12 protein-coding genes are annotated in these 12584 nt (G+C 73.1%); 9 read left to right on the forward strand and 3 right to left on the reverse strand.

Going from position 1 to position 12584, the window contains the following annotated elements:
* Nucleotides 1-18 precede the first annotated feature (18 nt).
* From AC3YO9_RS06955 to AC3YO9_RS06990, 8 genes are all read left to right on the forward strand, one after another.
* Complete coding sequence (locus AC3YO9_RS06955) at nt 19-1137, forward strand: acyl-CoA dehydrogenase family protein (RefSeq protein ID WP_489982638.1); 1119 nt, start codon at nt 19-21, stop codon at nt 1135-1137.
* A complete protein-coding gene (locus tag AC3YO9_RS06960) occupies nt 1134-3437 on the forward strand; it encodes a CaiB/BaiF CoA-transferase family protein (protein ID WP_489982639.1) in 2304 nt (767 codons plus the stop codon). The genes AC3YO9_RS06955 and AC3YO9_RS06960 overlap by 4 nt, the downstream gene beginning before the upstream one ends.
* A gap of 26 nt (nt 3438-3463) precedes the next feature.
* A complete protein-coding gene (locus tag AC3YO9_RS06965; protein WP_489982640.1) occupies nt 3464-4588 on the forward strand; it encodes a MaoC family dehydratase in 1125 nt (374 codons plus the stop codon).
* 62 nt (nt 4589-4650) lie between these two features.
* Entirely contained in the window at nt 4651-4947 is a 297-nt protein-coding gene (locus tag AC3YO9_RS06970; protein ID WP_489982641.1) for a hypothetical protein, read from the forward strand.
* 16 nt (nt 4948-4963) lie between these two features.
* Entirely contained in the window at nt 4964-6472 is a 1509-nt protein-coding gene (locus AC3YO9_RS06975; RefSeq protein WP_489982642.1) for a class I adenylate-forming enzyme family protein, read from the forward strand.
* 60 nt (nt 6473-6532) lie between these two features.
* Entirely contained in the window at nt 6533-7477 is a 945-nt protein-coding gene (locus AC3YO9_RS06980) for an SMP-30/gluconolactonase/LRE family protein (RefSeq protein ID WP_489982643.1), read from the forward strand.
* Nucleotides 7478-7494: 17 nt separating this feature from the next.
* Nucleotides 7495-8400: an SDR family NAD(P)-dependent oxidoreductase gene (locus AC3YO9_RS06985; RefSeq protein ID WP_489982644.1), complete on the forward strand. Its 906-nt coding sequence runs from the start codon at nt 7495-7497 to the stop codon at nt 8398-8400.
* Nucleotides 8401-8417: 17 nt separating this feature from the next.
* Nucleotides 8418-9650 (forward strand): cytochrome P450, encoded by a 1233-nt coding sequence (locus AC3YO9_RS06990; protein WP_489982645.1) that lies wholly within the window; start codon nt 8418-8420, stop codon nt 9648-9650.
* A 6-nt stretch (nt 9651-9656) separates the two neighbouring features.
* Here AC3YO9_RS06990 and AC3YO9_RS06995 read toward each other — a convergent pair whose 3' ends face one another.
* Together AC3YO9_RS06995 and AC3YO9_RS07000 are read right to left on the reverse strand one after the other, a co-directional pair.
* Nucleotides 9657-10664 carry a MarR family winged helix-turn-helix transcriptional regulator gene (locus AC3YO9_RS06995; RefSeq protein WP_489982646.1) on the reverse strand — a complete coding sequence of 336 codons (1008 nt, stop codon included), beginning with the start codon at nt 10662-10664 and terminating at the stop codon, nt 9657-9659.
* Between the two features lie 116 nt (nt 10665-10780).
* A complete protein-coding gene (locus tag AC3YO9_RS07000) occupies nt 10781-11287 on the reverse strand; it encodes a hypothetical protein (protein WP_489982647.1) in 507 nt (168 codons plus the stop codon).
* Between the two features lie 123 nt (nt 11288-11410).
* Between AC3YO9_RS07000 and AC3YO9_RS07005 the strand changes: the two genes are divergently transcribed.
* Nucleotides 11411-12160, forward strand: a complete 750-nt coding sequence (locus tag AC3YO9_RS07005; protein ID WP_489982648.1) for an SDR family oxidoreductase — start codon at nt 11411-11413, stop codon at nt 12158-12160.
* A 10-nt stretch (nt 12161-12170) separates the two neighbouring features.
* Here the strand turns inward: AC3YO9_RS07005 and AC3YO9_RS07010 are convergent, their stop codons facing one another.
* Nucleotides 12171-12542 carry a DUF4259 domain-containing protein gene (locus tag AC3YO9_RS07010; protein ID WP_489982649.1) on the reverse strand — a complete coding sequence of 124 codons (372 nt, stop codon included), beginning with the start codon at nt 12540-12542 and terminating at the stop codon, nt 12171-12173.
* Nucleotides 12543-12584 lie beyond the last annotated feature (42 nt).

Below are 12584 nucleotides of genomic sequence, written 5' to 3' on the forward strand. Positions count from 1 at the left end.
CAGAGACCGGAGACCGGAGTGGACTACGTCCTCAACGAGCAGGAGCGCGACGTGCGCGACCTCGCCGAGCAGATCATCAGCAAGCGTCGCTCAGCCCCGCCGACCGTGCTGGTGGCCCCCGAGGACTGGCTCGACCAGGCACTCTGGCAGGACCTGGCTGACGCCGGGCTGCTGGGCATCGCCGTCGGCGAGGAGCACGGCGGCAGCGGCGCCGGCTTCGTGGAGCTCTGCCTGGTGGTGGAGCAGGCCGCTCGCGCCGGCGCCCGGCTGTTCCTGCTGGAGTCGGTGGTGCACGCGGCGGGCGCGCTGGCCCGGCTGGGCACTCCCGCCCAGCAGCGGCTGCTCGCCCCGTTCTGCGCGGGCACGCTGGTGCTGTCCTCGGCGCTGCGCACCGAGCCCGGCCACGTGCCCAGCCTGCGGGTCCACCGCGACGGCGACGGCTGGCGGCTGGACGGCGGGGTGGGGCACGTGCCGCTGGCCGACGTCGCCGAGCGGGTGCTGGTGGAGGCGGTGGACGACGACGGGGGCCGGGGGCTGTTCCTGCTCGACCCCGCCGCTGCCGCGGTGCGCCGGCAGCCCCAGTCCTCCATCGACCGACGGCCGCGCTGGCACCTGCAGGTGGAGGGCTGGCGGGTGCCCGCCGACGACGTGCTGGTGGCACCGGGGGCCCACGCGGACGGGGTGCGCTGGGTGCGCGAGCGCGCCGTGGCCGCCGCCTGCATCAGCCTGCTGGGCAGCTGCGAGGCCGCGCTGGCGCTCACTGCCAGCCACGTCACCGAGCGCACCCAGTTCGGGCGGGCGCTGGGCAGCTTCCAGGCGGTGGCCCACCGGGTGGCCGACGCCTACCTGGACGCGACCGCCGTGCGGCTCACCGCCTGGCGCGCGGTGTGGCTGCTGGACCAGCAGCACGCCGACGAGCAGGAGGTGACCGAGGCGCTGGCCGTCGCCGCGTGCTGGGCCACCGAGGCGCCGCCGCGGGTGGGGGAGGCGACCATGCACCTGCACGGCGGCACCAGCGTCGACCTCGGATACCCGCTGCACGTGCACTACCTGGCGCTGCGGCAGGGCGCGCTCGCCCTCGGCGGCGGTCCACAGCGGCTGGCCGAGCTGGGCGACCTCGTGGCGGTGGCGCAGTGAGCGCGCCGGCCGTGCCCCCGCTGGTCGCGCCGCTGGCTGGTCTCCGGGTGCTGGAGTGGTCGGACTCCATCGCCGGGGCCTACGCCGGCCGGCTGCTGCGTGACGTCGGCGCGTCAGTCACCCGGGTGGGCGGTGCGGCGTCGCTGGGCAAGGGCGCCGAGATGGACCTCTTCCTGCACCACGGCAAGGACACGGCCACGGCCGAGCTCGCCGAGCTGCCCGCGCTCGCCGCCGCCCGCGGCGTCGACGTCGTCGTGCTGGAGCTGCCCGACGCCCCGGTCGGGGAGCTGCTCAGCCGGTTCGGTGACGCGGTGGTCGTGGTCATCACCCCGTGGGGACTGGACGGGCCGTGGTCGGGCACCGGGCGTCCGTGGAGCGAGTTCACCCTGCAGGTGGACTCCGGCTCGATGAGCATGCGGGGCTCGATGGCCTCGCACCCGATCATGACCGGCAGCTCCGAGCCGCTGTGGGTGGCCGGGGCGATGGCCGCCGGTGCCGCCACCGCAGCGCTGCAGGGTGGGCCGCAGGGCCGGCTGATCGACGTCTGCCTGCTCGAGGTCACCTCCTACGCGATGAACCTCTTCCAGGACATCGCCGCCGCCGTGGTGAAGACGCCGCAGGAGCCCTTCACCCACCGCGTCCGGCTCTCGCCCAGCGTGGAGCCCGCCGCGGACGGCTGGGTGGGCTTCAACCTGGCGTCGGCGCAGAACCACCAGGACTTCCTCGTGCTCATCGAGCGGCCGGAGTGGCTGGCCGACGAGCAGATGAGCACCTTCATCGGCCGCTACCTGCGCTACGACGAGTGGACCGCCGCGGTGCGCGCGTGGACGGTGCAGCACACGGTGGCCGAGATCGTGGCGCTGGCGGGGCAGTTCCGCATCCCCTGCGCTCCCGTCCACAACGGACAGACCGTGCTGGCCGACGAGCAGGTGGTGCAGCGCGGCTTCTACGCGCCGCTGCCCGGGCAGACGTTCCTGGTGCCGCAACCGCCCATGCTCTTCGGCGGGCAGCGTCCCGCCCGCAGCACCGACCCGGCCCCAGCGGCGGGGCCGGCCCCGGTGGCCATGGGCAGCGGAGCGCCGTTCGCCGGGCTGCGGGTGCTCGACCTGGGCACCTGGTGGGTGGGTGCCTACGTCGGGTCCACCCTGGGCGCGTTCGGCGCCGACGTGGTCAAGGTGGAGAGCACCCGCCGCATCGACGGCTCCCGCACCCTCGGCGGGGTGCCGCAGAGCCAGGACCACTGGTGGGAGTGCGGCAACTTCTACCTCGGCGTGAACTTCGACAAGCGCAACGTCAGCATCGACTTCTCCCACGCCGAGGGTCGCGAGCTGCTGGCGCGGCTGATCCGCGAGGCCGACGTGCTCATCGAGAACTACGCCCCGCGGGTGCTGGAGTCGGTGGGCCTGGACTGGGAGGCCGTGCACGCGCTGAACCCCCGGCTGGTGATGCTGCGGATGCCGGCCTTCGGCCTCTCCGGGCCGCGCCGCGACATGGTGGGCTACGCCCAGACGGTGGAGCAGTTCTCCGGGTTGTGCTGGCGCACCGGCTACCCCGGCGGCGACCCCACCAACCCGCAGGGTCCGGCCGATCCGATGGGCGGGGCCAGCTGCTTCTTCGCCCTGGCCGCGGCGCTGCGCCGCTCCCGCGCCACGGGGGAGGGCGTGCTGGTGGAGTCCGCGCTCGCCGAGGGGGCGCTGACCATGAGCGCCGAGCAGGTGATCCGCTGGTCGGCGCACCAGGAGCTGCTCGAGCGCCGGGGCAACCGCGCCGACGACGTCGACCTGCAGGGCCTCTTCGCCGCCCGTGGCGAGCAGCGCTGGGTGGGCGTGACGGTGAGCTCCGACGTCCAGTGGCACGCCCTGCTGGAGGTCACCGGGCTGACCGCGCTGGCCGAGGACCCACAGCTGGGCACCCGGGCCGGGCGCCAGGCCCGCGCCGAGGAGCTGGAGAAGCTGGTGGCCGGCTGGGTCGCCGACCGCGACGCCGCCGAGCTGGTGGAGCGGCTGCTGGCCCGGGGGGTGCCGGCGGCCGTGCTGCGCGACCTGCGGTTCGTGCACACGCACCCACACCTGGCCGCCCGCGGCTCCTTCGAGCTGACCGAGGTGCCGCACGCCGGCGTGGTCCCGCTGCCCACGCTGCCCTTCCGGCGCGCCGACCAGCCCAGCTGGCTCACCCGGCGGCCCCCGCTGCTGGGTGAGCACAACGAGGAGATCCTCACGGGCGAGCTGGGACTCGGGCCGACCGAGCTGGCCCGGCTGGCCGAGCTCGGCGTCATCGGCACCGCCCCGCACGGATCCTGACCACCAGAGGAGAGGAGCGCCGCACGATGACCCGCATCACCACGCTCGAGGAGTTCGAGCAGCGCTACACCGAGGGGCTGCACCAGCCGCTGCCGCTGAAGGCCTGGCGGGAGGTGACCACCGAGTGGCTGGCCCGCCACAGCGAGGGGTCCGGCGACTACAACCCGCTGCACCGCGACGCCGAGTACGCCCGCGACGCCCGCCACCACAGCCTGGTGGCCTCGCCGTCGTTCCTGTTCTCCATCGACTTCGGCGCCAACGCCTCCATCTGGGGCCACCTCCCGCAGGAGGAGGTGTCCATGAACGACCTGAGCATCCTCTACCTCGGTGCGGACGTCACCTGGCACCGGCCGGTGTGGCTGGGCGACCGGGTGCGCAGCATCCAGACCCCGGTGGGCGTGCGCCGCACCGCCAGCCGCCAGCTGGGCGAGGCGCTGGTGTGCACCGGCCGCACCGACTACTACAACCACCGCGCCGAGCTGGTCGCGTCCATGACCAACCACATGCTCCGCTTCGCCAACCCCGGACAGGGCGTGGAGTCCGCCCGCACCACCGATGCACCCCAGGTGGCCCCGGACCCGCTGGTGTGGCAGCGCACCCGTCGCGGCGCGCAGCCGCTGTGCTGGGAGGACGTCGCTGTCGGCGACGAGCTGCCCGCACTGCCCAAGGGCACCTACACCACCACCGAGCTGTATCTGTTCAGCCTGGGCACGCTGACCATGAGCCGCTCCCGGGCGGTGGACGAGGGCACCATCGACATGGGCGCCGGCGGTCGCGCCGACCCGGAGTACGCCCGCCGCAGCCGCGCCCAGTCCACGTCCTTCGACTACGGCCCGCAGCGGATCACCTGGCTGGCCCAGATCGTGGCGGACTGGATGGGCGACGCCGGCGACCTGCTGAGCATGAGCGCGCAGCTGCGCCGCCCCAACCTCATCGGCGACACCAACACCGTGGTGGGCCAGGTGCTGCGCACCTACGACCACGACGGCGAGGGACGCGTGGACGTCCGCGTCGCGGTGGTCAACCAGGACGAGCAGGAGACCGCGACCGCCAGGGCCACGGTGCGCCTGCCCCGTGCCGGCGCGACCGACCCGCACGCGGTGCTCTTCAGCCCCACCGTGCCGGACCTCGGCGCGTCCCCCTACGGCTGAGCCCGCGCCCAGCACCGACTGCGCCCCCACCCACTGCCCCGCTCACCTCTGGAGGAACTCCCATGCAGCTCAAGCCCGGACTGAAGCTGGTGTCGGCGGTCTCGTCCGCCCAGCTGATCGTGATCAGGGCACCCGGCGGTGACGTCGAGCTCGCCTGCGCCGGCGCCCCGATGACCACCGACGGTGCCAGCGGCACCAGCGCCACCGAGGGCGGCGAGGCGCTGGTGGTGGGCAAGCGCTACCGCGACGAGGCAGGCTCGGTGGAGCTGCTGTGCACGGTGGCCGGCGCGGGCCCGCTGTCGGTGGACGGGGAACCGCTGTCGGAGCAGGCGGCCAAGCCGCTGCCCTCCTCGGACTGACGGGTCGGCGACCCACGTGAACCTGCTGACGCTGCTGGACATGGTGGCCGGGGTGGACCCCGACCGCGTGGCCATCGGGGACCGCGACACAGGCCTGAGCCTGCACCAGCTGCGGACGCTGGCCGGGGGAGCGGCCACCCTGCTCGCCGACCAGCCCCACCGCCCGCTGCTGTTCGCCGGCACCGCCACCCCGGCCTTCCCGGTGGCGCTGTTCGGCGCTGCGCTGGCCGGGCGCAGCTTCGCCCCGGTCAGCTACCGGCTCGCCGCGGAGCCCTTCGCCGCGCTGGTGGCCGACCAGGCACCGAGCACGCTGCTGCACGACGAGCCCGGTGCACACCCCGCGCTGCCGGACGACGTGGCCGTCGTCGGTTCCGCGGCCTTCCTGCAAGGTGCCGGCGGAGCCGCGGAGTGGGCCGGCGAGGCCGACCAGGACCCGGAGCGGGCAGCGGTGCTGCTGCACACCAGCGGCACCACCGGCAAGCCCAAGGTGGCTGTGCTGCGCCATCGCCACCTGGTCTCCTACGTGCTCAACACCACCGAGCTGCTCTCCGCCGGGCCCGAGGAGGCCGCGCTGGTCAGCGTGCCGCCGTACCACGTGGCGGGCGTGGCCGGGCTGCTCACCGGTGTCTACTGTGGACGCCGCATCGTCCAGCTGCCCAACTTCGAGGCTGCCGCCTGGGTGGACCTGGCCCTGGCCCAGGACGTCACGCACGCCATGGTCGTGCCCACCATGCTCGCCCGAATCGTCGAGGTGCTCGAGGCGCGCGGCTCCGGCCTGCCCGCGCTGCGCCACCTCTCCTACGGCGGTGGCCGGATGCCGCGCCCGGTGATCGAGCGGGCGCTGCGCCTGCTGCCCGACGTCAGCTTCGTCAACGCCTACGGGCTCACCGAGACCACTTCCTCGGTGGCGGTGCTGGGACCGGACGACCACCGCGCCGCGCTGGCCTCGGCGGACCCCGCGGTGCGGCGGCGGCTGGAGTCGGTGGGGCGTCCGCTGCCCGGCGTGGAGATCGTGGTGCGCGACCCGCACGGGGCCCCCGTGGCCGCCACCGCCGCGGGGGAGCTGTGGGTGCGGGGCGAGCAGGTCTCCGGCGAGTACTCCGCTGCCTCGGTCACCGACGACGCGGGCTGGTTCCCCACCCGCGACGGCGGCTGGATCGACGACCAGGGCTACGTCTTCGTGGCGGGCCGCCTGGACGACGTGATCGTCCGTGGTGGGGAGAACCTCTCACCCGGGGAGATCGAGGACGTGCTGGCTCGCCACCCCGCGGTCGGGGAGGTCGCCGTCTACGGCGTCCCGGACGAGCAGTGGGGCGAGGTCCCGGTGGCAGCGGTGGTGCTGCGGGCGGGCGCGGCCCTCGACGCCGAACAGGCGCAGCGCTGGGTGGCCGAGCACCTGCGCTCCAGCCGCGTGCCCGCCCGCATCCACTTCCTGGCCGGCCTGCCCCGCAACGACATGGGCAAGCTGCTGCGCCGGGTGCTGAAGGAGGAGTCGGCTGCTCCCACTTCCGCCGCAATTACTTGACCAAACGCACGCAAGATGTAACGTCCGTCACAACCCGACCTGACCCCACGAAGGAGAACCATGGAGCTCGCTGACGCAGTCGCGCAGGCACGGGAGGTGCCGGCGCAGAAGGTGGCCTCCGGCTACTCCTGGACGGAGATCCCGCGCTGGCACGACGACACCTTCTGGTTCGGCGACATGTACAACCACCAGGTGCTCCGGCAGGGCGGCGACGGCGGCTTCGAGGTGGTACTCGACGTCAGCGACCGCAAGGCGCTCGGTGCCCAGCCCGGCGCCGGACCCGTGGACGAGGAAGTCGTCCTCGGCGGCATGGGCTGGCTGCCCGACGGGCGCCTGGTCGTCACCTCGATGTACGAGCGGGTGGTGCTGGTCTGGGACGGCCAGTCGGTGGACCTCTACGCCGACCTCCGCGAGGTCGCGGTCGGCCCGGTCAACGACATGGTCGTCGACGCCGACGGCCGTGCCTACGTCACCCAGCTGGGCTTCGACATGCTGCACGGCGAGGACGCCCGCAACAGCGCCCTGCTGGTCGTCGAGCCGGACGGGTCGGTGCGGGCGCTGTCCGAGCTCGGTGAGCTCGCATCCGGCAACGGGATCACCATCACCGCCGACGGCACCCGGGTGATCGTGGCCGAGGTGCTGGCCAACTGCCTCACGGTGCTGGACCGCGCCGTCGACGGCACGCTGAGCAACCGACGCGTGTTCGCCCCGACCCCGTGGCTGCCCGACGGCATCTGCCTGGACGCCCAGGGCGGGGTCTGGACCGGCATGCCCGGATCCGGGGTGGTCGCCCGGTTCGTGGAGGGCGGGGAGATGACCGACGTCGTCGCGCTGCCGATGGAGGAGGCCATGGGAGTGGCCTGCGTCCTCGGCGGCGCCGACCGCAGCACCCTCTACGTCTGCGCGGGCATGGAGGTCTTCGACCGGGACAAGTCCCGCGCCGAGGGCCAGGGCTCGATCTGGACCGCCGAGACCACCTATCGCGCCGGCACCAGCCGTCCGTGACCCGAGAGGAGCTAGTCGTGGACACCCTGACTTTCACCGGACGCAGCGTCATCGTCACCGGGGCGGGACGTGGCATCGGCCGGGAGTACGCCCTGCTGCTCGCCTCCCGCGGTGCCCAGGTGGCCGTGGTCGACCTGGGTGCCACCGTGGACGGGTCCGGAGTGGACGGTGACGACCCAGCCGCTGCGGTGGTCGAGGAGATCACCCGCGCCGGCGGCACCGCCATCGCCCTGCGCGAGGATGTCGCCGACGAGCAGGGCGCCGCCCGCATCGTGGACGCCGTCGCCGATGCCTTCGGTGGCGTGGACAGCGTCATCAACAACGCGGGCGTGCTGCACCTGGCGTCCTTCGAGGCGCTCACCCGCGAGGAGTACCAGCGCCACCTGGACGTGCACTTCTTCGGCTCGGTGTGGCTGGCCAGGCACGCCTGGCCGCACCTTCGCGCCAGCGGCACCGGACGCGTCGTGAACTCCATCTCCGCCGCCATGCTGGGCAACCCGCAGATGGTGCACTACGGCAGCTCCAAGGGTGCGGTGCTCGGGCTCACCCGCAACCTCGCGGTAGAGGGGGCCGCCGCCGGCATCAAGGTCAACGCGGTGGCCCCCGGCGCCGGCGGCACGCGGCTGTCCGAGGCGTCCAACGACTCGCTGGCACCGGAGGTGGTGGAGTACATGCGCACCGCCCTGCTGCCCAGCCTGGTCGCCCCGGTGGGGGCCTACCTGGTGCACCCCAGCTGCGCGGTCACCGGCGAGGTGTTCAACGTCGCGGGCGGGTTCGTCAACCGGATGGCGATCGTGAACTCCGCGGGCTTCCACGACCCCGAGCTGTCGATCGAGAGCGTCGCCGCCAACGTCGACCAGGTGATGACCCTGCCCGAGGGCTCCCTCGTGCAGACCGTGCCGGTGCCGGAGCCGGCCGCATGAGCAACCAGGAGACTCCCGTGAGCACCTCAGCTGCACCCAGCGTGCCCCTCGATTACCCGTTCGCGCCGGTCGCGGCCAGCGAGGCCGCCGAGCGCTACCGCCAGATCGCCGCCGACCGGCCGATGACCAAGGTGACCATGCCCTTCGGCGGCGAGGCCTGGGTCATCCACCGCACCGCGGCCGCGCGGAGCATGCTGCGCGACCGGCGCTTCGTCCGGGAGCCGTTCCGCACCGGCGAGCGGGTGGTGCCCTACTTCGTGGAGTTCCCCGACTTCCTCAAGGCGACCCTGCAGTTCGAGGACCCGCCGGAGCACACCAAGCTGCGCCGCCTGGTGCAGCAGGCCACCTCGCCGCGCGCCGTGCAGGCCATGCGCGACGCGGCCGTGGTCTACGCCAACGAGCTGATCGACACGATGGTGGCTGCGGGAACCAGCGCCAACCTGGTGCACGACTACGCGGTGCCGCTGCCCATGCAGATGCTGAGCAACCTGCTCGGCGTGCCGATGGCCGACCGGGTGAAGTTCGAGCGGTGGAGCTCGTCGATGCTCGCGGTGGCCGGCATGACCGAGGAGGAGGTGATGACCAACATGATCGAGCTCGGCGGGTACATGGCGGCGCTCATCGACACCCGCCGCAGCGACCCGGCGGAGGACCTGCTCAGCGTGCTGGCGCACGCCACCGACACCGACGACTCCCTGTCCGACCAGGAGATCCTCTCCATCGCGCTGCTGCTGATCATCGCCGGCTTCGACAACACCGCCAACTTCATCTGCCTGGGCGTGCTGTCCCTGCTCAACCACGCCGGTGCCCGCGAGCTGCTGATGACCGACGTGGACGGGCTGGCGCCCACCGCGGTGGAGGAGATCCTGCGCCGCGGCCGCTTCGAGATGGGCCTGGACGTGCCTGGCGGGGGTGGGCTGGTGCCGCTGGTGGCCACCGAGGACGTGGAGATCGACGGCCAGCTGGTGGCCCAGGGCGAGGCCGTGCTGGTGGACCCCGCAGCCACCGCCCACGACGGGATCGCGCTACCCGACCCGAGCACCTTCGACATCACCCGGGAGCACAACCCGCACCTGACGCTCAGCTACGGGCTGCACCACTGCCTGGGCGCCCCGCTGGCCCGGATGGAGATGCAGGTGGCCATCGCCGAGCTGTTCAAGCGGCTGCCGCAGCTGCGGCTGGCGGGCAGCCCGACGATCAACTACGACCACCTGAGCCAGCCGATCTCGGTGCTGCCCGTCTCCTGGTAGCGGCGCTCAGACCGCGGCGCCGTCCAGGGCAGCCTCGGGCAGGGCGGGCGTCTCGGTGAGCAGGCGCGTCACGTACCGGCTGGTGAGCGGGGTGAGGCGGGTGCGCTGGGTGTCCGACACCGGCTCCAGCACCCACCGGAACAGGCTGAGCTGGCGGCTGCGCACCCGCCGCTCCAGGTCGGCGCCGGCGGCGGAGACCTGCACCAGGTTGCTGCGCCGGTCGCGGGCGTTCACCGCGCGGGTGACCAGGCCCAGCTCGGTGAGCCGACGCGCGCGGCGGCTGGCCTGCGAGGGGTCGATGGCCATGCGCTCGGCCACGTCGATGAGGGAGAGCGGCCCGAACCGGGAGATCAGCCGCATGGTCAGGTAGTCGTGCTGGGTGATCGGGGCGTCCAGGGTGGCGAGCAGTTCGCTGTAGCCGCCGGACTGCGCCACCCAGGAGACCAGGCCGACGGTGGCGGCGAGCAGCTCCCGAGTGGCCGGTGGGTAGGCATCGGCGGAGATGAGCGAGCGCCAGTGCTCAGCGGCGTTGGAGCTGGCGACCTGGGGCAGCGACCGGGCCAGGCAGTGGTGCACCAGGCTGAACCACGCCGCCAGGTCGGTGCGGTCCGCCTCGGGCCAGTCCGCCACCGGGCGGGCGTAGTCGGCCGCCCAGGTCAGCAGCCAGCGGTCGAGGACAGCGGAGGTCTCCGCGGACAGCGCCACCAGCGTGCGTCGGCGGTCGGCCGGGTCGGCGGTGCGCACCACGTGGCCGAGGGCCTCCAGCCGGCTGGCCTGCCGGCTGGCCTGGGAGATGTCGATGCCGATCGCGGTGGCGATGCTGCTGGTGGCCACCTGTCCGCGGCCGCGCAGGTGCTCCAGGAAGCGGATGTCGGCGCTGGGCAGCACCAGGCTGGTGGCGCTGCTGAAGAGCCGGGCGTGGAAGCGGCTGCTGGAGGAGTAGGCGACCGCGTTCACCAGGCCGATGGTGATCCGCTCCAGCTCAGGTCCGTCGACGCGAGAGGGCTGGGCCACGCACGGCTCCTTCTCTGGTGGCGACGCTGCACGGGTGCAGCGCTCTGCTGTGCGCGAATTATGACAGCGCGCAGCCGCCAGGGAACGCACTGGCCACGGGGGTGGGAGTGGTCGGGCTACCGGGCGTGCGCCAGCCCGGCGTGCGAGCAGTGGTTGTGCCCGTGGTGCTCGTGCGGGTGCGCAGCGAGCGCCCGGTGCGCGTGCGCGTGCCCGTGCTGCGTGCCCGGTGCGGCGTCGAGCAGCAGGCCCAGCCCGATGCCCAGCATCCAGACGTCCTTGGCCACCGCGATCCCGTCCTGGCTGGGCCAGATGCTGTCCTCCTGGCGCAGCGCGGGGGTGCGCAGGTACATCGTCACCAGCCCGGCGGAGAACCCGGTGAGCGCCGCGCCGGCCACCGCGGCGGGCACGAACGGGGCGAGCAGCAGCCCACCCACCGCCACCTCGGCGCAGGCCAGCGCGCGGACGAACGCCGGTGCCTCCACCTTGGAGAGGAAGGGAAACGCCCCCACGGCCATCCCGTGGTAGCCCGCGGCCCCCTCGGGCGGGAGGTTCCACTTCTCCAGGCCCGAGTGGAGGATGAAACCGCCGGTGGCGAGTCGGGTGGGCAGGTTCCGCAGCTTCATGGCGCAGCTCCTCACGACGGTGGTTCTCCAGAGTAGACGCGCTCTCTCAGCAGGTCAGGGGGCTGCGGGCCAGACTGGGACCGGCGGGTGCCGCACCCGTCCACGGCCAGGGAGGGCTGAATCGTGAACCTGCACGGCAACACCATCTTCATGACCGGCGGCACCTCGGGGATCGGCCTGGGGCTTGCCCTGCGGCTGCGCGATCGTGGCAACCGGGTGATCATCAGCGGCCGCCGCCAGCACCTGCTGGACCAGCTTGCTGCGCGGCACGACGGCATCGAGACCGTTGTGCTGGACGTGCAGGACCCGGAGTCCATCCGCAGCGTCGTCGACTCGGTGACCAGGGAGCACCCGGACCTCAACGTGGTGATCACCATGGCCGGCATCATGCAGCCGGAGAACCTGCTGGACCCCGGTCACCTGGCTATCGCCGAGGCCACCGTGGCCACCAACCTGCTGGGGCCCATCCGCACGCTCACTCCGCTGATCCCGTTCCTGGCGCGTCAGGAGCAGGCCGCGATCATCACGGTGTCCTCCGGCCTCGCCTTCGTCCCGCTGCCGGCCACGCCCACCTACGACGCGACCAAGGCCGCGATGCACTCCTACACCGAGAGCCTGCGCGTGCAGCTGGCCGACACCTCCATCCAGGTGATCGAGCTGGTGCCCCCGGCGGTGCGCACCACGCTGAACGGCCAGCAGGACAGCGAGCGGGCGATGCCGCTGGAGGACTTCCTCAGCGAGACCATGCGGCTGCTGCAGGAGCAGCCCGACGCCAAGGAGATCCTGGTGGACCGGGTGAAGCCGCTGCGCTTCGCCACCCGGGACGGCCACTACGACCAGCTGCTCACCGCCATGTCCACCCGCGCCAGCTGAGGCGACCGCGCTACGGGCGCCGGAGCGTCTTGCGGGCTGGCTGGGGGCCGGTCAGCTGCTCCCGCAGCGTCGCCAGCGCGGACTTGCGCCCTGCCAGCTCCGTCGAGCCCGCCTCCTCCCACAGCTGGAGCCCCTCGCCCGAGTCGATGACGTCGAGGGCGCGGCGCTGCACCTCCTCGTCCAGGCGCCCGACCTGGTGCTGCGCGGCCGCCAGCGCCAGCCACAGCACGTGCGCCTGGTCCTGGTCGAGGTACTGGTACTCGGCGACGACCCGGCGGGTGGCCTCCTCGTCGGGAACCTCGTCCTCCAGGAGCTCGCGGTAGTCACCGCGCACGTCCGCTGCGGTGTCGTCCGAGAAGATTTCCGTTCCCCATGCGCCCATGGCGGGCCATGATGCCCGATCGCCTTGCGCCACAAGCGCTGG

The organism is Rhodococcus sp. Z6_132 (assembly GCF_058133635.1).